The organism is Mesorhizobium sp. WSM4806, assembly GCF_055811635.1.
The window spans coordinates 187790-213655 of record NZ_JBVVQZ010000001.1 but is presented as its reverse complement, the minus strand read 5'-3'; the positions used below and the strand labels follow the sequence as shown (position 1 = coordinate 213655).

22 protein-coding genes are annotated in these 25866 nt (G+C 57.8%); 18 read left to right on the top strand and 4 right to left on the bottom strand.

Translation table 11 applies throughout. The features are described 5' to 3' along the window. The first annotated feature begins 168 nt into the window (after window positions 1–168). On the top strand, window positions 169–906 hold the full coding sequence (locus AC0L2M_RS00945; protein WP_473475210.1) for a TylF/MycF/NovP-related O-methyltransferase: 738 nt from the start codon (window positions 169–171) through the stop codon (window positions 904–906). Between the two features lie 617 nt (window positions 907–1523). Here AC0L2M_RS00945 and AC0L2M_RS00940 read toward each other — a convergent pair. Together AC0L2M_RS00940 and AC0L2M_RS00935 are read right to left on the bottom strand one after the other, a co-directional pair. Beyond that, entirely contained in the window at window positions 1524–2051 is a 528-nt protein-coding gene (locus AC0L2M_RS00940) for a class I SAM-dependent methyltransferase (protein WP_473475393.1), read from the bottom strand. A 173-nt stretch (window positions 2052–2224) separates the two neighbouring features. Beyond that, the gene (locus AC0L2M_RS00935; protein WP_473533787.1) at window positions 2225–3157 is read right to left on the bottom strand and encodes a GSCFA domain-containing protein; all 933 of its coding nucleotides are present in this window, start codon (window positions 3155–3157) and stop codon (window positions 2225–2227) included. 418 nt (window positions 3158–3575) lie between these two features. Here AC0L2M_RS00935 and AC0L2M_RS00930 point away from each other — a divergent pair, with 418 nt between their 5' ends. The 9 genes from AC0L2M_RS00930 (at window position 3576) to AC0L2M_RS00890 (ending at window position 13328) form a co-directional block, all read left to right on the top strand. After that, the gene (locus AC0L2M_RS00930) at window positions 3576–4223 is read left to right on the top strand and encodes an FkbM family methyltransferase (RefSeq protein ID WP_473475395.1); all 648 of its coding nucleotides are present in this window, start codon (window positions 3576–3578) and stop codon (window positions 4221–4223) included. Between the two features lie 162 nt (window positions 4224–4385). Further along, complete coding sequence (locus tag AC0L2M_RS00925) at window positions 4386–5366, top strand: glycosyltransferase family 2 protein (RefSeq protein ID WP_473475214.1); 981 nt, start codon at window positions 4386–4388, stop codon at window positions 5364–5366. 308 nt (window positions 5367–5674) lie between these two features. Continuing rightward, a complete protein-coding gene (locus AC0L2M_RS00920; RefSeq protein ID WP_473475216.1) occupies window positions 5675–7480 on the top strand; it encodes an ABC transporter ATP-binding protein in 1806 nt (601 codons plus the stop codon). Between the two features lie 6 nt (window positions 7481–7486). After that, complete coding sequence (locus tag AC0L2M_RS00915) at window positions 7487–8665, top strand: glycosyltransferase family 9 protein (protein WP_473533786.1); 1179 nt, start codon at window positions 7487–7489, stop codon at window positions 8663–8665. An 8-nt stretch (window positions 8666–8673) separates the two neighbouring features. Then, entirely contained in the window at window positions 8674–9858 is a 1185-nt protein-coding gene (locus AC0L2M_RS00910) for a glycosyltransferase family 9 protein (RefSeq protein WP_473533785.1), read from the top strand. After that, complete coding sequence (locus AC0L2M_RS00905; protein ID WP_473475222.1) at window positions 9848–11020, top strand: glycosyltransferase family 9 protein; 1173 nt, start codon at window positions 9848–9850, stop codon at window positions 11018–11020. The genes AC0L2M_RS00910 and AC0L2M_RS00905 overlap by 11 nt, the downstream gene beginning before the upstream one ends. 153 nt (window positions 11021–11173) lie before the next feature. Next, window positions 11174–12247: a hypothetical protein gene (locus AC0L2M_RS00900; RefSeq protein ID WP_473475224.1), complete on the top strand. Its 1074-nt coding sequence runs from the start codon at window positions 11174–11176 to the stop codon at window positions 12245–12247. Between the two features lie 227 nt (window positions 12248–12474). Next, entirely contained in the window at window positions 12475–12645 is a 171-nt protein-coding gene (locus AC0L2M_RS00895; RefSeq protein WP_473533784.1) for a hypothetical protein, read from the top strand. An 86-nt stretch (window positions 12646–12731) separates the two neighbouring features. Next, window positions 12732–13328: a sulfotransferase family protein gene (locus AC0L2M_RS00890; RefSeq protein ID WP_167366276.1), complete on the top strand. Its 597-nt coding sequence runs from the start codon at window positions 12732–12734 to the stop codon at window positions 13326–13328. 21 nt (window positions 13329–13349) lie between these two features. On the opposite strand, the gene AC0L2M_RS00885 is transcribed toward AC0L2M_RS00890, so the two are convergent. Continuing rightward, window positions 13350–14267, bottom strand: a complete 918-nt coding sequence (locus AC0L2M_RS00885; RefSeq protein ID WP_287217284.1) for a sulfotransferase family protein — start codon at window positions 14265–14267, stop codon at window positions 13350–13352. A gap of 174 nt (window positions 14268–14441) precedes the next feature. Here AC0L2M_RS00885 and AC0L2M_RS00880 point away from each other — a divergent pair, with 174 nt between their 5' ends. The 8 genes from AC0L2M_RS00880 to AC0L2M_RS00845 all read left to right on the top strand — a co-directional run bounded on the left by AC0L2M_RS00880 (window position 14442) and on the right by AC0L2M_RS00845 (window position 25463). Then, complete coding sequence (locus AC0L2M_RS00880) at window positions 14442–15611, top strand: glycosyltransferase family 4 protein (RefSeq protein WP_473533783.1); 1170 nt, start codon at window positions 14442–14444, stop codon at window positions 15609–15611. Between the two features lie 107 nt (window positions 15612–15718). Further along, window positions 15719–16534, top strand: coding sequence for a glycosyltransferase family 2 protein (locus AC0L2M_RS00875; protein ID WP_473533782.1), 816 nt, complete (start codon window positions 15719–15721; stop codon window positions 16532–16534). 78 nt (window positions 16535–16612) lie between these two features. Then, window positions 16613–17344 (top strand): glycosyltransferase, encoded by a 732-nt coding sequence (locus AC0L2M_RS00870; protein ID WP_091589996.1) that lies wholly within the window; start codon window positions 16613–16615, stop codon window positions 17342–17344. A gap of 745 nt (window positions 17345–18089) precedes the next feature. After that, the gene (locus AC0L2M_RS00865) at window positions 18090–19229 is read left to right on the top strand and encodes an acyltransferase family protein (protein WP_473533781.1); all 1140 of its coding nucleotides are present in this window, start codon (window positions 18090–18092) and stop codon (window positions 19227–19229) included. Window positions 19230–20292: 1063 nt separating this feature from the next. Then, complete coding sequence (locus AC0L2M_RS00860; protein ID WP_473533780.1) at window positions 20293–20988, top strand: Crp/Fnr family transcriptional regulator; 696 nt, start codon at window positions 20293–20295, stop codon at window positions 20986–20988. 396 nt (window positions 20989–21384) lie between these two features. Then, a complete protein-coding gene (locus tag AC0L2M_RS00855; RefSeq protein WP_473533779.1) occupies window positions 21385–22155 on the top strand; it encodes a response regulator transcription factor in 771 nt (256 codons plus the stop codon). Between the two features lie 59 nt (window positions 22156–22214). Then, on the top strand, window positions 22215–24158 hold the full coding sequence (locus AC0L2M_RS00850; RefSeq protein WP_473533942.1) for a GNVR domain-containing protein: 1944 nt from the start codon (window positions 22215–22217) through the stop codon (window positions 24156–24158). Between the two features lie 414 nt (window positions 24159–24572). Then, complete coding sequence (locus AC0L2M_RS00845; protein WP_473533778.1) at window positions 24573–25463, top strand: sugar transferase; 891 nt, start codon at window positions 24573–24575, stop codon at window positions 25461–25463. 71 nt (window positions 25464–25534) lie between these two features. Here AC0L2M_RS00845 and AC0L2M_RS00840 read toward each other — a convergent pair whose 3' ends face one another. Further along, on the bottom strand, window positions 25535–25777 hold the full coding sequence (locus AC0L2M_RS00840) for a hypothetical protein (RefSeq protein WP_473533777.1): 243 nt from the start codon (window positions 25775–25777) through the stop codon (window positions 25535–25537). Window positions 25778–25866: the final 89 nt, after the last annotated feature.

Sequence of the window (25866 nt, the reverse complement as noted above, 5' to 3'; positions counted from 1 at the left end):
AGTTCCATTCCAGGCATAGGCTTATTACGAGCACCGGGAAGCGCTTCCTTGCGGCGCTCGATAAGCCAATGTCCCTCAGCCGGAACTCGATTTCATTCCGCGCCTGATCCCGGTAGGGCTTTCTCTTCTGCCCGTGTTATGGACATGTCGAATGCTGGAGGATACAGGATGAAATTGAGAGACGCGGCACTTGCTGTCATTTCGAAAAAACGCAGAGGCGTGGCCTGGTATAAGGTCTCTCAGAAGAAGGCCGACAAATACGGCTTCTATGTTTATTCCAGTCATATGGTCTGGAAAGACCAGCCGTTTTTCCGAAAGGCGCTGCAGCGGGTCAAAAACATCCGTGGGATTCCAGATCCCCGGGCTTTCGTCCTGCAAAGCTGCTTGCGATCGATCGAGCGTATCGACGGCGATGTGGCCGAATGCGGCGTAAGGCAAGGCCGGTCGACGATATTCATGCTGATGAGCGATCTTCGGCCACGGCACTACCACCTTTTTGACTCGTTCGCTGGCCTCTCGGAACCGACCGCAGAGGACCGCAAGCCAAACGGCCGAACGCCATGGAAGTCCGGCGATCTCAGCACCGAGGAGAAGGTAGCCAGAGAGAATATTTCCGACTTCAGCAACACCACTTTTCATGTCGGATGGATACCGGAAACTCTTTCCAACGTATCTGACCGGCGTTTCGCCCTGGTCCATATTGACGTCGATCTTTACGAGCCGACACGTGACGCGCTCGCCTTCTTCTACGATCGGGTGTGCGCGAATGGCATGATCATATGTGACGACTACGGCTCTGCGCTTTGTCCTGGAGCCCGAAAGGCCTTTGATCAATTTTTCGAAAACCGCCCGGAAGGCGTCATCGAACTTCCAACGGGGCAGGCGATTGTCGTAAAGGCAAGCTAGTGCGCGGGCATTCCGCGCCAACCAGCCGCAGGTTCGCGCAGTGTTCAGCTGCACAAACAGTCCCACGAAGAACTGGGGAAAACAGAAAAATTGCGCACAAAAGTAGCAGCTATTGGGAAAAACTGGTGCGGTCGAGAATTGTCGCACTTTGAGGCAGGCAAAGGACTTAGCAGAGAAATGGCTCTCACCTCGTCCCTTGATTCCATTGCAGGACCCGGCGGGGCGCCCGCACCCTTGAGCTACTTCAAGCAGCGAAAGATTCTCGCCCTTTGACGGTTGCCACGCCGGCTGCAGAATCTCTGGCAGGGCGCGGGAGATAGGCATTGGCGACGAGGTGGCTGTGACTGCCACGGTGCGCCGGCGTGTCACCGAGGGCGGCGTAAGCGTCGCGATCCCGAGCTACAATTTCCCGCATTCGAGACAGCACGTCTAAGGTCAAGCGCGGCCAGAAGATCGACCTTACCGGAGACACCCGGATAGACGATGAGGGCGTCAAGGTCACGATCGGACCTCGCGGTCACGGTCGACATAGGAACGGTCAGTCTGTGGCGAAATATATCGGGCGCCAAAGCGCAAGATGTCGCTGCGCGACAAGGCGGGACTGAACGCAACAAGCCCTAGTGGCGATGATAAGCCTGAACCGTGCAACCGCGCGGCGACTGGTGGCGATGAGATAAGCTGAATCCAGCGCCCTCGATTAAAGACTGAAGACGAGTATCTTTTTCTTTTGGAACCCGCGCCACAACGGTCTGTGCGCGGTTGACGATGTCGGCAAAGATGCGATCAGCCTTATCCTGGCCCAATCCCCTGCGGACATGCTGGTAAACAGCGAGGAGCAGAACGACATCATAGCTGTCCTTGAGAACGGATGGGAGCTTTCGGCTCCCCAAGCTCATGGCATCAAATCGGCTTTCGACGCCAGATCCCAGAAAGATCGAGCGAGCCACGCCGATATGCGGTTTCAGGATGTCGATGCCGTGGATGTAAGCCGGCCTATGCTTGGCGATTTCATAAGCGACGATGCCCATATTGCAGCCGACGTCGAGGATCGTCTTGCCGGCGTAGTCTACCCCGCACGAAAACAGCCCGTCGAGGCGATCCTCCCACGTTCCTGCGAATTTCTTGCGGGTGTTCCAAAACAGCATCAATTAGCCTCTCGTGGCTGGATAGGTCGGCGGCGTTATATCGGTCAAGAGCGCGCTGTGCTAGTCTAGTTTCCGTCCACAAACGTCTAGCGCTGAATGGCTGCGGCTACTCTCCATCGACACGAAGAGACGATGTCACGGCGGCAAGGCACGGGGTGTCTGTACGATGACGCCTACGACGGAGCAAAGTACGCGTTGAAGAACTGTTCAACGATGTCGTCGACGACCGATCTCTTTACGTGCCGTAAGTCCTCTTCGTAGCTATGAGTGAGGCCTCCATAGGTGACAAGCTCGAATGAGGGAAGGTAATGGACATTGTCCCGTTCCCGGCAGACTTGACCAAGCACAGCCCGAAGAACGGATTTGCCTTCAGTGTTCGCCGTGACGACATCCGCGTCTTGAAACGTCCGAGCCAATGCAACCGGTGAGACTGTGAGAATTATCGGTGCATCGGGTTTGTGTTGACGGACCATGTCCACGGTAGCCATCACGTTGGCATAATTTTCCTGAAAGCTGCTGACGTGAAGCGTCGTTTCCTGCATTCCGCCTCCGCCACGATAAAGCGGTTTCTGTGCTGCTACCTTGCCACTGGCCCTGTTGATGAAGACCTCAGTCATTCCGAAGGTAAATATGAATGCCGTGGCCGCATCGAAGCCAACCCGCATCTCCCTGTTCATGCTCTCGATCACCTCTTTGAGAACTTCCGGAGATTTGGCGAGGATGAGACGGCGGTAGGGGTCCTGAAAGCAGATCGGACCCCAAGGCGCAGGTTTTTTGATCTGCCACCAGTCGTCATTGGCTTGATCCCACAAGCCGAGCATTTGCTCAATCTGAAGGCGAACAGTGAACGTGTTATAGAAGTTCATATGCTCTCGCCCGGGCAGCTCATCTACAATGGCTTGCGCTGGGTCGAAACTGATATTTCTGTAAGACGGAACGCAGGCGACCTGCTTGCTTGTTAACGCAAGACGAATTTCCTCCGCAAAGCAACTTCCCATCGTGAAGAATATATCTTTTCGAGTGAATACTGCATTTTTACGGATTGTAATGACGCCTGAACTGGAAAAATCGCCATACTTGTTATTCAGTTTGTCCGCAGCCGCCAAATGGATAGGTTGAATGTACCCGAGTCGCTTGCGGAGCCGAAGATACTTTCGTCGAACTCGCTCTAGCAATGTCACATCGCTCCATGATCGTCATAGTTGGCCGCTGACAGCAATGCCCGACGTTTAGCCCGCTTCCCCGCTGGCCGCAATCCGGCCGGCACGCCGCCAAAGCTCGCAATCACTGCCGTCGTGCGGAAGCCCATTATCGTCGCAAACGCTCTCTTCAAAGCCAACCGAAAATAGGCCCTAAGCCCCGATCATTAAAGCGACTGCTCTAAGACACGCCAAGAATCGCGGCGACGCTGTTGCAGAGCAGCACCAAAATTGGCATAGAACGTCTCCCTCTCATCTGGATTTTGCGCATAGAGGATTTTGGTGCCGACGTTCAGTGGAGTCGACAGGATCTTTTTGTGTGACTATGAACGTTAAATTGCTAAAATATCACGCTTACAGCCGTTGGTTCGGGCGTCCCTCATGGAATGCTTCGTATCTGTTCGGACGGGCCTGCCGGCGGCTGAAGCCAGGCGATATTGTCATAGATGCCGGCGCGAATCTGGGTGAGATCACCTCGGCCTTGGCTAAGACGGGCTCGACGGTTCATGCCTTCGAGCCAGACCCCTACACCTTCGAACGGCTGCGCAAGAACGTTGGAGCATTCAAAAATGTCCATCTCTATCAGCAGGCGCTTGCCGACCAATCCGGGACTGCGAAGCTCTACCGGTCACGTAAATTCAGTTCTGACCCAGACTTTTGGTCGCAATCCTCTTCCTTGTATGCAGACAAATCTAACATCTCGAAAGACGACTACACTGAGGTTGAGCAGTTAAGCATAGTTGATTTCGTTAGAGGGCTTGGATCTCCAGTGCGGATACTGAAGATTGATGTAGAGGGCGCGGAAGTGCCAATGCTCGAATCGATATTATCCTGCGGATTGATGAACAAGATCGATATGATCTTTGCTGAAACCCACGAGAAAAAAATCCCACAGCTTGCAGAACGTACGCGCGCGCTCCGCGAAGCAATCAAACGAGATTGGGCCAATAAAATCAACTTGGACTGGCACTAGTCATCTCCACTGGATGTTGACGAGTTGGATCGCGCCTTCATAACCACCTTTGCCATCACCTGTAACAAGTCGAGTGATGAGCGACGTTCGAAAAAAACATGGCGATCCGAACATGGCCGCTGCGACCTTGTGCGGACAGCCCCTTGAAATTTGTGAGCTCAAATGAAGAAAAGAAGCCAGTTTCATATTTTCCGTAGATCGATTGCCGACACAATTCAGTATAGATTTCGCAATGCGCTGAGGAAAGACGATTTAGAAGCGCGTGGAAATCTATCGCCAGTTTCTCAAAAAGAAATCTTGCTTGTGGCAGTCGTCAGGAACGAATACCCTGAGATAATTCCATTCCTTGATCACTATCGATCGATCGGCGTTTCCAGATTTGCCATTGTCGATGACCGTTCTGAGGACGGGACACGGGAATTTCTGTTGAGCCAGCCAGATGTGGACGTATTCATCTCACGAAAGACCTATGGAGAAGCAGGGCGCGGAACTTTCTGGCGACAGGATATAATCCGCAGATACGGGTTCAACCGGTGGTACGTGATCGTGGATGCGGATGAATACCTGGTTTATGATGGCATGGATCGCCACGATCTGCATGACCTCGCCGGTTGGATCCAAAAAAGAGGCATGAAGCACCTGCTGGCGCCGATGATCGACATGTATCCGGCAGGAGACTTAAGGGACTTTCCGTTTGACCCAAAACGCGCTCCTTGGGAGATAGCCGATCATTTCGATGCTTCAGGATACGATTACTCGACGAGCCCGCAAAATATCAAAATCCGAGGTGGCCCGAGAAGCCGGGCGTTTGGTACGCACACCCTAACCAAATATCCGTTCGTATACGGAGATAGATTGACGATCTTAAATTCAATTCACGCTCCGCTACCCTATTGGCGTAACCACGTGGAGAGTTATGGCGCTCTTCTTCATTTTAAGTTTTTCTCTAATTTCACGACGAAGGCTCAGGTCGCGGTCGATGAAGGCCAATATTGGAACGGTGCGTCAAAATACAAGGAATACCTTTCCGCCACTATCGGCAAGCCGGACTTCAATGTGATGAGCGAAATTTCGCAAAGGTATTCGGGTATTCAGGATATAATCGGTGCGGGCCTGACCCAAGCTATTTCTTGGAATGATTAGATCGACAACCCGGTCCTTGGCTGCTCACCAATTCTCGCGGTTGGGAGCCCGATTTTGCTAGAGGCTCTATTCCAAAGCCCAGGCGATCATTCCTCTTGGACCCTTCGGAGAGTTGTGTATGCTCCCATAGTCGCCGATCCCGTCAACGCGGGCTGGCATCCGGATTCGGCATTGACTGCGGGTCCGAACAAAGTCACAGACAAGCAATCCGACATAGATTTATAGCAGATGTGCGAGCGGTGTCGCGAAAGTCGCATGGATCGGCAAAGGCCAACTGACACCGACGACACATCGCAGCAGGAAACCGAATGAGCGCAAAGAGACGAATTTCAGCGGCCTTGGCGTACCCGCTGGTCAAGCGCCTGATCCTCGAGAACCTGCCGCCGCACATAAAGCTGTATCTCGCCGGTTTGCTGTGCACGATTGCCGGTGCGGCGGCGACGTCCGGATTTGCCTGGATCATGCGTGACATGATCAACAGCATCTATATCGACAGGAACGCCGCCGCCGTTTGGGGTATCAGCGCGGCAATCATCGGACTTTCCGCTGTCAAGGGCATCGCGGCATACGGTCAAACCATTACGACCGGAAACGTCCGCAGGGCCATCGTGTCGGACCTCCAACACCGGCAGTTTTCCCGGCTGATGCGCCTCGACATTGGCCATTTCGTCAATCAGCATCCGGCCAAATTCATTTCCAAGATAATGTTCAATGCACGCGCCGGTGCGTCCGTCATCATCACGCTGACGAGCAACACGGCCTCTGACGTTTTGACCCTGGTCGGACTGGCAAGTGTCATGGTCGTGCAGGACCCGACCATGTCGCTTATATCGGCGGCGGCTTTGCCGGTGATCTTCCTCTCGGTGAGCACGATCACGCGAAAGATCAAGTCGCTGGCAAGGGGCGAAACAGAGCTGGCGGCACAGGTTCAGTCGATCGGCACGGAAGCCATAGACGGCATTCGCACCATCAAATCGTTCCAGCTCGAGGACAAGGCGATCGCCAGTTTCGCTAAGGCTGTCCGCAAGATGGAAAGGCGCGGCGTCCAGATCAACCGGACATCGGCGTTGATGAGTCCATTGATGGAGACGGGCGGCGGCTTCATCATCGGGCTTTTCCTCATTTATGCCAGTTGGCAGACTCTCGGAAACGGCAAGACACCAGGCGAATTCATGGCCTTCATAACCGCCTTTCTGCTTGCCTATGAGCCCGCCAAACGGCTGGCCCGGGTCAATGTCGATATCCAGAAGCTAATGGTTGCCGTCGAGCAGATGTATGATTTGATCGACACGCCCGAACAGCGACAACTCGCAACCGCAGGCGAGCGACTGACCGGCGTCGAGGGCGGTATCCGTTTTGAAGATGTGGCCTTCTCCTATGGAGGCAACAGCCCGGCGCTGCACGGTGTTTCCTTCGAGGTCCGACCTCGTGAGAAGCTGGCGATCGTTGGCCGCTCCGGCGCTGGCAAGACCACCATCGTCAATCTGATCTTGCGCCTGATGGAGCCGGACAGGGGCAGGATCTTCATCGACGACAAGGACATTGCCAAGATCAGCCTGGCCGACGTTCGCGACAATATCGCACTGGTGTCACAGGATATCTTCCTGTTCGAAGGTTCTATCCGTGACAATATTCGCGACGGACGCCCGAACGCCACGGATCAAGAAATCGATTCCGCGGCGGAACTCGCCCGGGTCACAAGTTTTGCATCGAACCTTGAAAGCGGGCTCGACACGCTTGTCGGGCCGGGCGGTGCCAACCTGTCGGGCGGGCAGAAGCAACGCGTTGCCATCGCGCGCGCCCTGCTCAAAGACGCTCCGGTGATTGTCTACGATGAAGCAACATCCGCGCTCGACGGCGAAAACGAACGGGCGGTCATGGAGGCTGCCTTCGACGATGCATTTCAGCGCACTGTGATCTGCATTGCGCACAGGCTTTCAACCATCAAGGCGGCCGATCGCATTCTCGTATTCGACGCTGGCATCCTCGCGGACTCCGGGACTCATGAAGAGCTTGCCAGGCGCAGCGAAATCTATCGCTCGATCTTCCATCTGGAGACGTCCGCTCCGCTCGTCGAAAGCGGCAAAAAGCTGCGGCAGAGCGTATTGCGCTGAAGGCCGATGACCAGTTTTTACCACGGTTCCTACATCCGGTATGTGATTGGTGGATTGGGCCTGCGGTTGCGCAGATACACAAAGGCCGTGCGGACGCTGTTTACCGGCTCCAGGCCTCGTTCCGTTCTTGAGCAGCAGGCCAAGGTCGACGCGCTGATCGCGCGCAGGGACTGGACAGGGCTTGAAGCAAGTACCAATGAAATGGCCATCATGGCCGATCGTGCCCGCGACCCTGAGATGATGCAGAAGGCAGGCCAGGCGTTCGAACGGCTGGGCAACTTCGCGCGGGCGGCCGAGCTTCGGCTTTCCGCTCGCCGGCAACGAAAAGGGAAAGGCGCCAATGAGTGGACTGGAGAAGACCTCGGTTCGGATAGGCTGCTGATCGATCTTGTGGAGGATGACCCTCGCAGTCTTGGCCGGGTTATCCGCCATGCGCGACTGGCCGGCGCCGCCGCTGCATGTGCGCAAAGTGCGACGATTCGGGTCGAGCCGCGCCTCGTATCGCTTGTGCAGCGGACGTTCCCCAACGCAACCGTGGTCCCAGCGCAGCAGAATGTCGTTGGTGACAAATTTGCGACCTTCGAAAATCTCGCCTGGATTTTCGGCCGCGATGCCGAAAGACTAGCCGCCGACTTCGTGCCGCTGCGGGCCGATCCTGAACTCGTCGAGATCTTCCGCAAACGCTATCGCTCGATGACGGATCAACCATTGGTCGGCCTCTCCTGGGGCAGCAAATCCCATAGCAAGGACGTGCCTGATTTCCCCGAATGGGCACGGTTCATCGCCCGGACACAGGCGACGTTCGTTTCCCTCCAATACGGACAGATCAAGCCGGCGCTGCGGCGCCTGCGCAACGGCAATGACGCACGGCTTATCTATGACGACAGTGTCGACCAGATGCTTGATATGGACCGTTTCGCCGCGCAGATCGCCGCGCTCGATGCCGTGGTGACGATCAGCAATACGGCGGCCCATCTGTCCGGAGCACTCGGCGTGCCGACCATTTTCCTGATCGACGACAAGTTTCAAACAGCGTGGCCGGTGACTGGCAATCGAACGCCCTGGTATCCGAACGGCATCGTCATGCGCAAGGAAGGTCGTCCGTGGCCGGTGGTACTCGACGACGTCGGCCGGCGGCTCTCGTCGATTCTGACGGCGCGTTCGACGCTGTCTAGCGATAGTTGAGGGTCGCTGTGCCGAGCAGACGGTCCATCCTTGAAAAGGCAAAAGCCGCCGACCTGCGCCCGCAAGGTGTTGACGGCAAGCGGCTGCAGAAGGTTCTCGATCGGGCAAGGAAGTTTTTTAAGCGCCCCTCGCGCCATGCTGACGAAAGCGTCAAACGGCATGCGAGCCTGATGGCGCAGAGTGTCGAACGGCGTGACTGGCAGGCGGCCCGGGAACATGCGCTGGCACTCGGCCTGCTCGGTGAGCAGCTTGGCGATCGCGGGCTTGTCAAAAAAGCCGGGCGTGGACTGAGACGCCTCCGCGGCGGCAATCGTGCCTGGCAGTTGATTGCGTCGAGCAAGCAAGTGCCCGGCCGGCCCGAATGGGATGGCAGTGATCTTGCTGGTCGCAGGCTTGCCGTCGAGCGGCGCGAAGGCGATCTCGCAATCTTCCTCCAGTTCGCGTCGCTGCTTGGCCCGGTGGTCGCGGCCGCCGACCGGTGCACCGTCCTGATCGAGCCGCGACTGGCGCCACTTTATCGCAGAACATATCCCGCGCTCGATGTCAGACCAGAGGCGGAAGCGGCGGCGGCGGTCGACGCCGATGTCTTCGCCTGCTTCGAGACACTGGCGAGGCATTTTTGGCCGGATGAGCCGACAGCGCGTGCGCCCTTCGTTCCGTTGGAGCCGGACCGCCGGCTTGTCGCCGAGTTGCGCGGCGCCTATCTCGATCATGGCCCGGGGCCCCTGATCGGCTTTGCCTGGGGAAGTCTGAACAAAAGCAAGGACCTGCCGGTTCTGGATGACTGGCGGGCGCTGCTCGGCGGTCTGCCGGGCCATTTCGTCAGCATGCAATATGGCGATGTCGGGCCGGCGCTCTCCGAATTCGAGCGGTGGGCGCCGGGACGCATCATCCATGACGCGTCCGTGGACCAATTGTCGGATATGGACCGCTTCGCCGCGCAAATCGCCGCCCTCGACGCGGTGGTGACGATCAGCAATACCGGTGCCAATCTGGCGGGAGCGCTCGGCGTGCCGACCGTCGTCCTGCTCGACGATGGGTTTAGGCTGTCGTGGCCTGCCTTCGGCGAGACCGTCGCCACATATCCAAGCGTTCGACTGGTGCGAAAGGGCGGCCAGGCGTGGGCGTCCGCGATGCGGGAAGCACGTGGACGGGTTGCGCAAATCATCGGTGGAGTTGGTGATGGAAGCTAGTCAACTGCTTCGCCGGGTTCGCCGCTTTGTCGCGCTCGCAGGCTACAATTACAAGGTCTGGTTCCGTCGTCACCGGCGGCAGCTTTTCCTGCGCTGGCGCGATGGCGACATTGCCGATCAGATGGCGGATTATAGGCGAAGCATCGAGGCGCGCGACTGGTCGGCGGCGCTGCCGAAAGCCCTGGCGCTGGGATCGATCGCGAAGTCGAGGCGCGAGGTCCACCTGCTGGACGAGCTCAGCAAGGCGCTGATGCGCATGGGCGCCTACGGCCCGGCGGCCGAACTCAAGATCGCCCGGCGCCACATCGTCGAGGGCCGCGCCGACGGCGAATGGCTGGGCCAGGATATCTCGGGCCAGGTCCTGCTCGTCGATCTGATGGAAACCGAAAAGCAGGGTCTGGCCACCGCGATCCACCATGCGAGTTCCGTCGGCCGCGCGCTCGCCCGGGCCGCTCGTCTGATCGTCCTGGTCGAGCACCGCTTGGTGCCGCTGTTTCAGCGGACATTTCCCGCCGCCGATGTGCGGGCCGTCGGTCAGGGGACCAAGGCAGCCTATGGCGAGGCCCATCTCTTTGCCGGCGTCCAGCATCTGACCGCCGTGTTCGAGACGGATGAGACCACGATCCGGGAGCATTTTGTTCCCCTGAAGCCGGACCCGGCGCGGGTCGCTGACCTTCGCGCCCGCTATCGCAGGAACGGCCGGCCGTTGGTCGGCGTCGCATGGGGCAGCTCCAATCCCGGCAAGGACCTGCCGCCACTCACGGCATGGCGCGGCCTGCTCGGTCGACAGGACCTGCAGTTCGTTTCGCTGCAATATGGCCGGATCGAGCCCGATCTGAAAATCCTGACCGATGGTGATCCCGCGCGCATCCTGCACGACGTCTTGGTGGATCAACTCGTCGACATGGATCTTTTCGCCGCGCAGGTCGCGGCGATGGACGCCGTCGTAACCATCAGCAACACCGGGGCGCATCTGGCCGGCGCACTCGGCATCCCTTCGGTCTTCATCCTTGGTGACGGCTTCAAACGTTCCTGGCCGGTCGAGGGCGACCGCACGCCTTACTATCCTTCCGCCGTGCTGGTCTCGAAGCGGGAACGACCCTGGGCTGCGGTGATGGAAGACGCACAAAACCAGATGGGCTCACTCATCAGCACTGTTTGAATCCACCACCCAAGGCATCGCGAGTGTCCCAGGCAGGTTACAACCAGCGGACAGTCAAGCGCCTTCTTGACGGCGAGACCAGTGTAAACTAACCGGCGGGCGGCCGTTCTAAATTTCACGGGCAAGAGGCGATGCATATCTTTGGGTAGTAGTTTGGGAAACAAGGCGTCTTCTCCTGTCAGCGATGGCTTTGTGCAGCGGCTCCTCGCGGCGTACCGGCTTGTGCATCCAGGAAATCTGTTCAAGCGCGGGCGTATCTACGCTCGCGGCAGGGCAGCGACGAGGACGGTCTACTTCGTCCCACACAACCGCAACAATGTTCGGCTGCTGGCTGACGCGGCAGAAATTCTGGGTGACCGCGGCATCCGCTGCGTGTTCGCGCATCTCGATGGATTGAAACGCGGCGGCGTAGCGCGACCTGAACTCAACGCCCGAGGAATATCGCATATCGGCTTTGCTGACCTCGAGCGGATGATCAGGCCCGGTGACATGCTGGTGACTGGAAGTGACTTTGCGCCGCAATTTTTTAGGCGATTCATCGACGCCATCAACTTCGGCATGGTCCGTGTGGTCGGCCTCATCGGAGGTGCGCGAGAGCTGCGGCCGCATCGATTTGTGAGAGCTGACTACATCCTGTCGATGGGACCAGCGGCGCTGCAGCAAAGGCGACAGCCGACATATGTTGTCGGCTCCCCGGTCATTGAGCGTGCCGCCGCAAGCGCTGGTGCCAGGCACGACGAAGGGCTTTTTGTGCTGGTGAACTTCAAGGGGAATATCGAGGACCCCGCAGATCGCCAGGCGATTGAAGCCGTGGCAGCCGCATGTGCGAAACTCGGCCTTGCCCATGTCGTTAGCGTCCACCCCACGATGTTCGCAAAAGTCGATATGCCGAACAAATCGCCGCTGGATTTCGCACAGCTGCTCCCGGACGCTCTGGCGCTCGTAACGCGCCCAAGCACCACTGTTTACGAAGCAATCGCCTGCGGCATTCCGGTGGTGCTGTTTCCGCCGGTTTCGCCCATGGTCGAGTTCGACAGGCCCATGGGCGCCTTCAAACCAACATTGTCGGAGCATGACCTCGTCGAGGATATCCGCGCTGCGGTCAGGTCAAGACCGACCTATTTTGAGCAAAGCCGGGATTTCCTCAATGCCAATCTGTCGATTGATCCAAAGGTGCCGGCTTCGCAACGGATCGCCGAAGCCTTAATCGATATTTACAATCGCTGATCCGCTCGATCAAAGTGCCGCAATCGGAGTCCATAAGTTGAGTTTGTTGTCCGCCTTTTTGCAAGGAAGCCGCCCCCTCCTTGTCGTCTCGTTTTCCCAAATCCGGGCGGACATGGCTGCGCGTAGTGCTTGACGATCTGGCCGTCGCCGAACAGAAAAGCCTGAGGGACATTGCGCAAATCGACCCGACAAATCTCGCTGCAAACGGCTCCTAGCGCGACACTGCGGTGTCTGATATTTCAGGCGCAAGTCACGTGCGAAAGATTGCGCTTCTGCGCTATGAAGATGTGCGGCGGGATACAACGATGCTTGCGCGGCTCGATTACTGGAAATGGCTCGATGAAGCCTTTCAGCGGCATGGCATATCTCATGCCGACGACAGGGCAGGTGTGAATTGATCCGATGCAAAGGCTTTGTCTGCGGATGCGGGCATAGCGGCACCACGCTGATAGCGACCATCCTTGCCTCGCATGCCGATGTCTTTTTGCCATTCGAAGAAACCAACGTGTTTTTCAAATGGACCCCACTTGCGCTGTATCGCTACTCGAAGCTGAAACAGGCGGCCATTGGGGCGGGCAAGTCGGTGCTGCTTGAAAAGACACCGCGTCATATTAGGCGTGTCGACCGGATACGACGTCTGGTGCCGGGCGCGAAGTTCGTGATGCCGGTACGCGATGGGCGCGATACCGTTGCTTCGCTGACCAAGCGGCTTGGCGATGCGACCGAGAGCCTGGACCGCTGGATTTCGGACAACACAATGGTGCTTGCCGAGCGCGGCAGCACGGACGTCCTGATTTACCGCTACGAAGATCTTGTCAATGACCCGGAAGCGACCATCGAAAAGATCTGCACCTTCCTGGGATTGTCGTTCGACCAGAGTTTGCTCGACTATCATCGGAACCCGCAACGATGGTTCACACTCGATGCGCAACCCCAACATGCCGCGCTCCGCAACCAGCAGGTCAACAAGCCGATCTATGATGGCCGCGGCCGCTGGAAGACCGAACTGGGTCAAATGGAATTGAAGGAGCTTACCGAGGGACGCGGCAAACCGCTGATGCAGGCGTTCGGGTATGTTTGAGGGTTCCGTCGAGTGGGTTGTTCACTCTGGAAGCGCGCGCGGATAGCCAAACTGATCGAAGTCGCGCTCATAGGCGCGGTAGATCGTATCGGCCAGTTCTGGCGTGAAATAGTCGGCAAGCCTGCGGCGCGAGGAGGTGTGCAGAGGTGGCATCGCCGCGCGTCGCATTTCCTCGCTTGCACCGACATGATCGAGAACCCGTTCGAAATCTCGTGCAAAAGTCTCGGTTTTGCCGATGAGGTCGAACACAACGCCTGGAAGGTCGACGATGTCGCTTTGCCTCTGCCAATGCTTGTCGATGCGCCATGTCGAGGTCGTGCAGGCAAAGACGACGAAATCAGCAAACGACAGGCTCTTGTCAGCACCGACAGGCAGCGACGGATCCGCCCTTTCGCGATGGGCCAGATAGACCTCCACCCTGCCATAGCCAGGCACAAGGGGGCGGTCGCGATATTGGTCGGCCCAGCACGACAACAGCCTTGTATAGGGATTGCGAACGAAGGTGAACCGCAAGGCTTCGGGACTTGTGGCCATGCGATGGAACTGCACGATGCCATGGCGAGGCGCCTGCAAGCTCGACGCCTTTCGGTTGTGCACCTTCCAGTTCTGGTCGCTGCGCCACTCCGACACGGTGTCATTGCCGATCATGGCTGCAAGATTGCTGCGAATGCGGCTGCTCGCCGCCTTCGGCGTGGCGAGATACAGGATCTTGAGTTGCGGGACGACGTCGATCAGGTCGTCCGGCAGATAAGCGGTTTGCATCGCTCTGCGGTAGAAAGCCAGAGCTTCCGGATGCGCCCAGGCTAGAAACGGCTCCTTGACCAGACCGCGGAGATTTCGCAGCCCCGGTCGCAACGAGCGCTCCAGGCGGCGGACCACGCCGACTTTGCGTTTGCCCGAGACGGCCTTGTCGGCGGGCGAGACATGGCTGGTGGTCATCGGCAAAAACCCTCGCCTTGAAAGCAGTCTACCGTCGTGGCATAGCCGCAACCACGCGGAACTATACGCCAGCTCCCCTATCCAGGACCGGCTTGCCACGCTTAATAGACTGCGAGCAAAGTCCCGCCAAGTTCGAAAGCTTGATCGGGGTGCAAAAGGGCGTAGCGAGGTCGCATGGATTTGTCACGGCATGATCAACGGGTTCAAGCTGACCCGAAAAAGCCTATCCTGTTCGTGCGCCAGCGTTACGCGCCCTTTGGCGGAGGCGAGATCATGCTGGAAAACATCATGGCGGCGTTCGCCGCGCGTCAACGGCCGGTGGCCGTGCTGTCAGGCGACTGGCCGCCACACGAAGGCATAGAGTTCATCCAGTGCGCCGGCCGCCGCTTTCCCCGCTCCCTGCGGGCGACGTCCTTTGCTCGAGCCGCCTGCCGCAAGATCGCCGAAATGCCGCCGGCCCTGGTGCAGAGCAACGATCGCCTTCCGTGCTGCGACGTCTTCCGGGCCGGGGAAGGCGTTCATGCCGCCTATCTTGCCGAGCGACGGCGTTTCGAGACGCGGCTTGGCACGGCAGCGATGGCGCTGAGCCCGTTTCACCGCCAGACGCTGCGCCTCGAGCGCGCGACCTATGGCAGCCCACGGCTTAAAGCGGTGATTGCCATTTCGAAAATGGTGGCGGAGGACATTGTCCGTCACTACGACTATCCGGCCGAACGCGTGCACCATATTCCCAACGGCGTCGACCTGGAGCGCTTCAACCCCAAGTTGCGCCGACAGCATCGGGCCGTGGTCCGCTCACGGCTTGGCGTCAACGATGACAGGCCGGTCGTTCTCTTCGTAGGCTCGGGTTTTGCGCGAAAAGGACTTCTGGCCTTGATGAAGTCTGTCGCAATGCTCGATGGTGAGCCGGAGTTATGGGTCATTGGCCACGATTCGCGCGCCGATACCTTCCAGCGGGCCGGTGACAGGCTTGGCCTTGGTGCAAGGCTCCGCATGCTGGGGCCGCAAAAAGATACGCTGCCATGGTACGGCGCCGCCGACATTGCGGTGCTGCCTTCCATCTATGATCCATTCGGCACAGTGGTGATCGAAGCCATGGCCAGCGGCTTGCCCGCCGTAGTCAGCACCGGGTGTGGGGCGCGCGAGCTTGTCGATCGCTTCGAGCCGACGCTTGTTTGCGACGCAGCCAGCGTAAACGACCTCGCCGCCGGGCTTGCTCGCGCCTTGCTGCTGTCGTCACGGCCCGAGACTGCGGCCAGGGTCAGGGCGGCAGCCGAATACTACGATTTCAACGTCATGATCAGGAGAATGATAGCGCTGTACGAAAATCTCGACCTGAAATAATTTTCGACATATTTTTTGAATCCGTTAGGATCACCGGAGTGCCAACCGGCCGGGGGACAGTTTCATTTGAACAACAGTCGCAGTTTTGATGCCGGAACCGTCTGACCGTGCCGGCGCTCTCAGTCGTCATAATCAGCCGCAATGAGGAAGCGTGCATTGCACGTTGCCTTCGCTCGGTACATTTTGCCGACGAAATCGTCGTCCTCGACAATAACAGCACCGATCAGACCAGGGACATCGCTAGCGGGCTCGGGGCCAAGGTGCTGATCACCCTCGATTGGCCGGGTTTCGGCGCGCAAAAAAACCGCGCCCTCGCCGCGGCGACAGGCGATTGGGTCCTTTCGCTCGATGCCGACGAATGGGTCGAGCCGCCGCTGGCCGCGGAAATCAGGGCCGCCATCGCCAACCCGAAAGGCTGTGACGGCTTCGAAATACCAAGACGATCGCGCTTTTGCGGGCGCATTGTCCGCCATGGCGGCTGGTCGCCCGATCTGGTGCTTAGGCTTTTCCGTCGCCAGTCCGGCCGCTTCAGCAACGACACCGTGCATGAGAAGGTGGTGGTGAATGGCAAGGTCTCGCGATTGTCCCATCCCATGGAGCATGACTCCATCGCCGACCTGGCGGACGCGCATGACAAGATCGGCAGATACGCGCAAGCGTCCGCGGCGCGGATGCTTGCCGAGGGGAAAAAAAGCTCGATCAGCAAGGCGGTTTTGCGCTCGGTCTGGGCTTATATGAACAGCTATATCTTCAGGCTGGGGTTTCTGGACGGTTCGACCGGTGCGATGGTCGCCGCTTATTCGGCCGGCTACACCTATCAGAAATGGGCGCTTGTCGCGTTGGGTGGCAAGTCGAGGTGCGCCGAGGAAAGCCGGGCCGGGGTGAACGGCAAATCCGCGGGTTTCAGAAATCGCCCTGGCTAATTTCCGCGCCATTGTTGCCGAGTTGTTGCCAGACAGTTAGTGTGTGCCCGTTTTGAAATTGGAGCCAAGGTACTGAATATGACTGATGCGTTTAGGGTATTCGTTGGATGGGACAGCCGTGAGCCGATCGCCTACGACGTGGCGCGGCACTCTTTGCTCAAAAACGCTTCGGTGCCTGTCTCCGTCATTCCAATCAAGCAGGACGAGCTGCGTGCCCGTGAACTGTATTGGAGGGAGAAAGATCCGCTCGCGTCAACAGAGTTCACTTATACGCGGTTTCTCACGCCTTTTCTCGCCGACTATACGGGCTGGGCTTTGTTCTGCGATTGCGACTTCCTGTGGCTCGGTGACGTCGCAGGTTTGCTGGAATACACGAAGTCGAACAAGGCGGTCTATTGTGTCCAGCACGACTACACGCCGAAGGCCACTACCAAGATGGATGGCGTTGTCCAGACATCCTACCCTCGAAAAAACTGGTCCTCGCTGATGCTGTTCAATTGCGCGCATCCTGCGGTTAAATCGCTTACGCCGGAGGTCGTGAACCGGGAAAGCGGCGCCTACCTCCACCGAATGCAGTGGGTCGCCGATGAGGATCTGGGCTCGCTGCCGGTAGAGTGGAACTGGCTTGAAGGTTGGAACGAAAAGCCGGCGCATGGCACACCCAAGGCGGTCCACTATACAAGTGGCGGTCCGTGGTTTGCCGAGTGGCAGAATGTCGACTATGCGGATCTGTGGATAGCTGAACGCGACGAATTCCTGAGCAGTGCCGATCAAGCAGAGGCTGCTCTTTCGCGCTCGGCGAGCCGGTAGCCCAGTCAAAAAACCCCAGCGGCTGGCGGTGGCGATGCCTAACGCCGCTTGGGGTTCCCGCGCTGACGGCCGGTCTTCGCGCCGTGCTGCGGCACGACCTCGCCGAACACCGGGTTGGGCGCGCTCTTCGCAGGCGCCGGGACAGCCCGTATCGTTTCGACCAGGGTCGGGCGCTTCGCCCCGGCACAAGCGCCCTCTACATCTGCCCGTCCAGCCATTCCCGCAAATCGCGGTCCTGCTTGTTTTCGGCAACGGGCAGCGAGTGCCGCGTCCAGACATACCAGATGGCGGCAAGCACCCCGGCAGCCCACGTGCCGGCGAAAACATTCGCAATGAGGTCGATTGGAACCTCCCAAGCCGGCTAGAACATTAGCACGGCATCATTTAGGAGGGCGACACCAATTAGGAGTAGAGCGGGTGGAGCCGTAGGAACCTCACCGCCATCCACCGTCTCAACCAGCTATCCCTTGCGAGGTCGCGGCAAGACGGCGATGAGCAACAGCCATGCGGTCACCTTGGAAGACGGCGCGTAGCATTCTTCGTCAATGGCAACGATCGGACGCAACGCTGCTCAACATATCAAGGCGCCGAGCAATCCAGGCGTAGCAGTTCGGTGGATCTGCCCACGAAACGGGTCATATCCGACGGTTAATCAATTCGGCTATGTCCGAATGTAGCAGCAGGCGTACTGACCGTTTCACGATAGTATTCGGCCTTGGCCTCTGGCAAGATTCGGAAACATTATATGGAACGCAATGTCCACTACCACGTCATGGACTTCTTGCGCATTTTTGCAGCGCTCTTGGTGCTGCTGAACCATTTCGCGACATTCGCCTGGAGCAGTGCGTCAGTCACCGAGGGAAGCGATGTCGCCTTCGGTTTTCTGTCGGCGTTTGCCGGTTTGGGTGCTGTAGGGGTCGAAGTTTTTTTCGTAATTTCCGGGTTCGTCATTGCCTTGAGCGCTGCAGGCGAAGGGGGCGCGTCGCAAGCGCTGCGCTTCGCGCGCATGCGCGCTACGCGTATTTTGCCCGCCCTGTGGCTGTCCGCGCTCGTCAGCTTGGCCGCACGAGCTCTCTATGGCGGGGATTTTTCCCATCTTCTGATGGATTTTTTCAGATCGGTAACCTTGTCTCCCAAGGGCCCTTATATCGACGGGGTCGTATGGTCGCTCGTCGTCGAGGCCGTATTCTACCTCCTGGTAGCCGCGTCAATTTTGTCGAGGTTTCGCTTATCACTCTATGATCTGGCCAAAATAATAGGGTTTTCGAGCTCGGTATACCTTCTCATTCTCTCCGGGTTGCACTTGCTGCCGCCGTCCACGCGGCCGGAAGAAGCGATATCAGTGCTTTCGCGGTTCCCCTTCAAACTGCTTCTGCTGCAGCACGGCGTTTTCTTCGCGACCGGCATGATCATCTTTCTCGTCAGGAACGGCGGCGACGGCCGTAGCGAAATGGGACATGCGGGGAAGACGATATTGATATTGTTTTTTGGCTGTATGGGCACTGCTGAAATTTTTATGTCGGTTGAACGCGGTTATGCATATAAAACCGCCGCGGTGATTGTGTGGTTGATGTGCATGTATGCAATGGCAGCAGGAATAAGGTATAATGAATTCATTAAATACAATATTTCAGGCTACCGGAATGTTGTGAGATACATTGGGGGAATTAGCTATCCAGTATATCTGAATCATTACTCGGTTGGAATGGTTGTGGTTTGGTGGTTGTTTTCATTAGGTTTTTCGACGCCCCTTGCCTTTGTACTGTCTATGCTATGCGTTTTGGGTTTGAGCATGGCGGTCATGTCCCTGGAAAAGCGGATTCAAAACGCCATCAGGCGAGAGTTTCCTAGACCCGACGCCAAGCGAGATCAAATGGCAGTTTAGCGCGTCTCCGAGAGGAGGGCAGGAAATCCCACGGCTTTTGCGTGGTGAGCAGGGGATCCGGGCGACTACATCGATAATCACGGGCCGAGCAAGGCGACAATTTCGGCGTGACCTGAGTATCGGTCCGCCAGGGCGGACCAATCCGGCCGCAAGCCGCAACCGGAGCCACCGCGACTTGGCGGGAGCACCAACCCTATGGAGCGCAACAGGGCGGTTGAGGCGGCCGCTCGCCCTGAAGCGCGTCGCCCTCTTCAGGGTGCGTGGCGAGCGTCTCTTCGCACGTGCGAGGCAATCGGGGCTTCAGAGCTAACGCGAATGGAGTACTCGCGCCTGTGTCGCGGCTGAACCCGGAGACAGTTTGGCTCGAAAGAGGGACGGTCAATCGACGCGTTCCGGTCCTGAAACTGCAGCGTTACTCATCGAGCCGAAGTGGCCGAATCTGTGAATGAACGCTCTCGTCCGTTCAAACCTTGTCACCGCAATGAGGAATTCTCGTACCGGGCCCAGCGCGACCTGCCGGCTTTGTGAGGCATCTGGCCTGCAGCGGTTGCACTTGAGTTACCCGGTGCTGCTCGATCTGGCGGAACCGAGGTGCTATCTGGGAGTGAAATCAGAAGGTTGCATGGATGGGGTAGCGGCACGTTCCGCCCGATGTTGAACGACCGCCGGTTCGCCCCCGACAACTTAAGCGCGACCGCAAGTCAGCAGCAATGCCTGGCCTTGCTGTCGGTAGGCTAGCCAGTCACGCCGAAAGCCGTAAGCATCCGGAAGGGTGGCGTGGTCGAAAGTTGCACGGTGTCCATCAATCGCTTCCGACCGCCGGAGACCTCACCATTCGAATGGATGGTGCAGAACGTCGGTCGAGCTTTATGATGAATTCGGGTCGTACTGCGCTCGATCAGGTGTGATCCTTGCTTTTTTGTGAGAGTGCAGTGCAATATCACCCAATGGTTGTAGCCCGTGCAGGGTACTCAACACGTCAAAGCTGGAGTACGTTTTTGCGTAGGGAGGGTGTCAGGGGAGGATTGGCGGGGTTCGAATGACGTATGCTACAAGCCTTTCATTGAGTGAGAATGAAAACCGTCCGACGTCAGTCGCAGTCAAAAGCGACGATAAGGCGTATATCAAGGCGCTAGGCTTCATGCCGAAGCGATATGCGGCGCAGACCGCTATCATCAATCAGGGGGAGGACGGCGATCGCGTCTTCATAATCGAGTCTGGCTGGGGTTGCATTTCTCATGACCTTGCCGGGGGACAGCGACAGATTTTGGACTTTGCCCTGAAGGGCGACATTGTCCTGCCACAGACGTATACGGGCGCTGCTCTCCAGACATTTGTGGCTCAAACCGACCTTGCGGTGCTGGAAGCCTCGGCCAAGACGCTTGCTCTTGGAGCAGCGAAGTCGCCCCACATAGCCTCGCTTTTTCTTGAAACGCTGGCGCGCCAGCGAGCGCTTGTTGCCCAACACCTCACCAATATAGGCCGACGCAACGCCTTGGCGCGTACAGCGCACTTGCTGCTCGAGCTGAGAGCGCGCTTGGAGCGCGTCGGCGCTGCCAGCCGCACTGGCTTTGCATGCCCTCTCACCCAGTATGACCTCGCGGACGCGCTCGGCCTGACGCCGGTCCATGTCAATCGAATGCTGCGGGAATTACGGGAACGCGGGTTTCTGGAGTTCCGCCAAGGTCACGTCCGCGTGCTGGATCGGCTGGGCGTAACGAAGTTTGCCGAGTTCGATGACAGGTATATCGATGGTTGACACTTACTTTGGCGCACGATGCAAAGGCGGTGCGACGCGCCTTGAAGCCGCGCTGCCATCGGCGACGCCCGCTGTCTTTAGCGACGGTCCGCCGCGCCTGGCAAACAACGCGATGTCGGTGAGTTCTCTGGCTACCATCCCTCCTAGACCAAATTGCTAGGGCCAAGTGAAGGGATAGAAAATTTTTTACCTTTTATTAACCTAAATTAGTGAAGGCACATCTTTTCGGCGATAAACATTATGGACGGGGTAGTGCTGTCCAAGGTGGGGCTTGGGAAATCCCGAGGTTATAGTGAAGGCGACGCGAACAGATCATCGTTCGCGGGAAATAGTATTTGCCTGCAGTATATATCGTACTGGTCTCGAAACGTTGGGTAGAGTTTGGGGAGTAAGTTCATGGTTCCGACAATTCAACTGGATAGCAAATCACCCGGTGCACTTGAATTCGTATCGCGCAAGGCTGGGAATGGAATACATCTTCATAGACATGGCTTGACCGAATCTTGCCTGGCTCTGCTAGACGAGCGAGTGCTTGACCGACAATGTCTTGCGCAATGCCTGACCGCCTATGGCATCGGGAAGGAAATCCTGTCGTTCGGCTCGATCGAAGAGTGGCGGCATCAAGAGAATGCACTGTCGATATCGGCTATTCTGCTGAACGTGGGCAGCCGAAAGGTGACAGATGCAAGGACCGGCAGCGAAATCGCCGATCTCGTGAATGAGGCCCACCCGGTTCCAGTGTTGATTTTGGCCGATACCGACGATCTGGAGCAGATTCTGAAGGCGTTGAATTATGGCGCAAAAGCCTACATCCCTTCATCGATCCGTTTCGAGATCTGTGTTGAAGCCGTAAATCTTGTCCTTGCCGGCGGCACATTTGTGCCGGCAAGCAGCGTGCTTGCCCAGCACAAGGCAATCGACACAACCGCCGATATGACGAGGCCCATGGCGAGTGTGTTCACGGAGCGGCAAGAAGAGGTCGTCCAGGCTCTCAGGCGTGGCAAGGCGAACAAGATAATCGCTCATGAGCTCAACCTTCGCGAGAGCACGGTCAAGGTCCATATCCGCAACATCATGAAGAAGCTGAAGGCGACGAACAGGACGGAGGTCGTCTACAAGCTCAATGAGATGTTTCCTGGCGCCTACCTGTTGGGCCGATCGAGCTAAACGGTTGTCATCATAACAGTGGCGCGGCTGCATGCTCGTAGCGGGACCCATCGGTGGCGATGCTGCTCGAGCGTTGCAGTTCGCCGCTCTTTTTGTTGCAGATATGGATTGAAGCCATGCTAGACCGGCCGTCGGCGGCAATTGCTCACAAGCCATGGCTTGGGGCGGACGCACCGCAGGACTTTATCAGCCTCGCTGACGTTGTCTCGTTTGCTCGGCAGTATCTTTTCTCGATTCTTGCGTTCGTCGTCGCCGGAATCGTTTGCGCCACGTTCTACTTTGCTACCTCAGATCCTATTTATTCGGCGCGCACCCAGATCCTGATCGAACCGAAGATACCCAGAAACCTTCAGCAGCAACCGGCCGAAGTGAACCTGTCGCTCGACACCGCTCAGGTCGAGAGCCAACTTGCAGTTCTGCGCTCCCAGAAGATCGCGATGATGGTGATCGATGATCTTGGACTCCTGGACAATCCAACCTTCAGGGATCTGGACGGTCCGACCATCGGCGAGAGGTTTCGCAGAGCCTGGATGGGCATCGTCGATGCCGGCGGATTCCATGCCGGCAATGCTGCGCTGACGGATTTCTTCCATAGCGTGCTGCCCTGGCCGGATCGTTTGGAGGTGAACGGGCCGCAGCTGGAATCCGAGCGTCGGCGTCGCGCGGTGGAGATATTCAGCGATGGTCTGGATGTCCAGCGTGTCGGTGTCTCCTATGCAATGGACATTACATTCCAGTCTCACGATCCGGCATTGGCCGCACGCGTCGCAAACGCCACAGCAGAAGCGTTCGTCCGCGAGCAAGTTCAAACAACAACAGCAACGGCTAGCGAAGGCATCGCATGGCTGGAAAGGCGGATGCGGGAGGTCGGTGATCAGATGAACAGGGCGACCCGGGTCGCCCAGGAGTTTCGCGCAAAACACGACTACAGCATCGGTCAGGACGAGACGCCCGTCGCCGGACAGGACCTCGTACACAGCGAAGGAAAGCCAACACACCAGATTACGCTGGAGCAATTGGAGGTTACCGCCGACACCTATCGAAAGATGTATGAAAGCCTGCTCGCGGCATATACAAACTCGGTCGACCAACAGCCTTATCTGATCGCCGATGCTCGCGTGATCACGTCCGCGACGAGCCCCAAGAAGGCAAGTCGGCCGCGCAGGACGCTGATCCTCGCCTTTGGCGCACTTGCCGGGATGGTAGCTGGCATCGGGTTCGCCGTGGCGCGACGCGGGCTCGATCGGAACGTGAGGACCCCGCGTCAGATCCGTCGCGAACTGGGCCTGGCCTGTATTGGAGAATTGCCGCCGGTCAGCTTCAGGCGGGGTGGTTTTGGCCGGCTTGACGAGGTACTCAGGAACCCGGACTCTTCATTCAGCGGCAGCCTCAGGAGCGTCAAGGCGATCATGGGCCTGGCCGGGGCCAACGCTTCAACGGGGCGTCGCATCGGAATTACATCCGTGTCCCCCGGCGACGGCAAGAGCACCGTTGTAAGCAATCTGGCGGCGCTGTGTGGGGGGTCGGGCACGGCGACCCTCGTGATCAACGCCGACGATAAGTCGGCACTGGCCAACGAACGTCTCTTTTCCTCCGATTTCACCGTGGTCGATCGGGATTCCGGCAACCCTAAAGGCATCAGCAAGCAAATCCAATTCATTGAAAAGACATCGTTCTATTATTTGAAGAACGATGCGTCGAATTGGGCGAATTTGCTGATTCCCGATAATATGGAGAAATTGCTGAACGAAGTTGGCAGTTACAGTATCGTCATTGTTGAACTGCCACCGTTCAGTTCCGGTGCCGAAGGGCTTGCTCTCTGCCCGCTTCTTGATGGCGTGATTGTGGTGGCGCAGTGGGGCGTGACGTCGCTTGATCAGCTGGAAGACCTGACGCAGACACTCAAAAACACCAATTCCTCCGTCCTTGGCGTGTTGATGACACGTGTTCGTACTGTTTCGGCCCGGCGTTACCGGAAGCGCGCAGGTCAAGCGCCGCGCTGACATCCTGGCCTCCTCTCGGCAGCACGTCGCGCGCAAAAAGCATGCCCTCGGCCTTGAAGCCGGCTTGAACCGAGGGTGCGCAGCGGTTTTGCGATAACGACATGCATCAAAAACAAGAACTTAAAGCGCGTCGCATGAATCCATTCAAATGCGACGCGCTTTAGAGTCCGCGGCAAGTCTCGACACCGCCCCGTCAATCCGACACTTGCCCGTCAAAGGGAATCCGCGCCCCTTCGGGGCGTCGCGAGTCGAAAAATCGATTCCGATATCGTGCCAGGCATTGAACGGAGCAGCCATTCGTCCATACCCGGCCTAGCAACTAAGGGGTAGGCCACGCTGCCAAACACCCCCGATCTACCACCTTTTCCTTGCTTGCCGGAGATCATCCGTCGTCGACAAGATGCAGGCTATAAGTTGAAAATCGAGCGCAAGCGGAAGATGTCCAACGTAATCGAAAGCAACCTGCGGCAGTGCGAAGACCTGGCTGTTGAAGGCTGGGCTCTACTGGTCGGAGCCGGGCCCCCCGCGACATCGCTTCTTCGGCGCGACAGCGACGCGGCCGCACGATCGATCACGCCAGACCTTTCGTCGCCTCAACTCAACGCAAGCCATGACCATGGCGCCGTTCCGTTTGAGCCGGATATGCGCACGGCAAGCATTGACGACGATGTGCGGACCGAAAGCCGACAGCCTCTCGGCGGTTGGGCCAAGAGGCTGCTGGATCTGATGGTAGCCTCGACAGCGCTCATTCTGGCCGGTCCGATCTTGGTTCTTACACCACTTCTGATCAAGGCCACCACAGGCGGTCCGGTGCTGTTCGTTCACCACCGTATTGGATTCAACGGAAAGGTCTTCGACTGCTACAAGTTCCGCACCATGGTACCGAATGCCGAGGAGGTGCTCCAACGGCATCTGAGCTGCAATCCACAAGCCGCCCAGGAATGGGCAGCCAATCAGAAACTGAAGTGCGATCCGCGTATCCTGTTTTTCGGAAGGATGCTTCGCAAATCGAGCCTGGACGAGCTGCCGCAGTTGTTCAACATCTTGCGGGGCGACATGAGTTGCGTCGGCCCGCGTCCTGTCGTTGCCGACGAATTGCAACGCTATGGCGCCGCATCGCATGAATATTTGAAGACGCGGCCAGGACTGACCGGCCTCTGGCAGATAAACGGGAGAAACACAACTGAGTATTCGCACCGCGTATTGCTGGACACGCAGTACGTTCGGACATGGTCTCTACGCCTCGATCTTTCGATCCTGATGCGGACGATACCGGCCATGATGAAGTTCGATCAGACCTCCTGACCTTGGCGATGTCAGGGGCGCGGCAGAAACGGCCTCAAGCGATTTTCGCCGACAAGGGATTGTCGCCCACTCTATTGTCCCCTTGGGCGATGCCGCAGCACGGCAATTGCAAGGCCGACCAGGTAGGCAATTTGGGTGACGACAACAAGATAAAACGTCGAGCGGATGGTGTTTGGAAAAGACAGGTGAAGAAGACTGCCTACAGCGACGCTGCCGACGATCACCACCAAGGTCGTCACTATCAGCGCCGGCGCGCGCAACGTAAGCCCTATTGTCAGGGCAAGACCGGCAACGCCGATAATGGCGAGCAACACGGCGACCTCCTCCCTGGGTCAATCTACGCTGCGAGAACCAACCTTATCCTAAGCAAATCAGAGTCGCTGGTTTTTGTGAAGCCAAGCAT

Excerpts from the sequence above, each read along its gene's own strand:
- AC0L2M_RS00930 (WP_473475395.1), top strand. The coding sequence starts at position 3,576 with ATGAACGTTAAATTGCTAAAATATCACGCTTACAGCCGTTGGTTCGGG.
- AC0L2M_RS00885 (WP_287217284.1), bottom strand. The coding sequence starts at position 14,267 with ATGACCACCAGCCATGTCTCGCCCGCCGACAAGGCCGTCTCGGGCAAA.
- AC0L2M_RS00880 (WP_473533783.1), top strand. The coding sequence starts at position 14,442 with ATGGATTTGTCACGGCATGATCAACGGGTTCAAGCTGACCCGAAAAAG.
- AC0L2M_RS00945 (WP_473475210.1), top strand. The coding sequence starts at position 169 with ATGAAATTGAGAGACGCGGCACTTGCTGTCATTTCGAAAAAACGCAGA.
- AC0L2M_RS00925 (WP_473475214.1), top strand. The coding sequence starts at position 4,386 with ATGAAGAAAAGAAGCCAGTTTCATATTTTCCGTAGATCGATTGCCGAC.
- AC0L2M_RS00855 (WP_473533779.1), top strand. The coding sequence starts at position 21,385 with ATGGTTCCGACAATTCAACTGGATAGCAAATCACCCGGTGCACTTGAA.
- AC0L2M_RS00850 (WP_473533942.1), top strand. The coding sequence starts at position 22,215 with ATGCTGCTCGAGCGTTGCAGTTCGCCGCTCTTTTTGTTGCAGATATGG.
- AC0L2M_RS00940 (WP_473475393.1), bottom strand. The coding sequence starts at position 2,051 with ATGCTGTTTTGGAACACCCGCAAGAAATTCGCAGGAACGTGGGAGGAT.
- AC0L2M_RS00920 (WP_473475216.1), top strand. The coding sequence starts at position 5,675 with ATGAGCGCAAAGAGACGAATTTCAGCGGCCTTGGCGTACCCGCTGGTC.
- AC0L2M_RS00905 (WP_473475222.1), top strand. The coding sequence starts at position 9,848 with ATGGAAGCTAGTCAACTGCTTCGCCGGGTTCGCCGCTTTGTCGCGCTC.
- AC0L2M_RS00865 (WP_473533781.1), top strand. The coding sequence starts at position 18,090 with ATGGAACGCAATGTCCACTACCACGTCATGGACTTCTTGCGCATTTTT.
- AC0L2M_RS00915 (WP_473533786.1), top strand. The coding sequence starts at position 7,487 with ATGACCAGTTTTTACCACGGTTCCTACATCCGGTATGTGATTGGTGGA.
- AC0L2M_RS00870 (WP_091589996.1), top strand. The coding sequence starts at position 16,613 with ATGACTGATGCGTTTAGGGTATTCGTTGGATGGGACAGCCGTGAGCCG.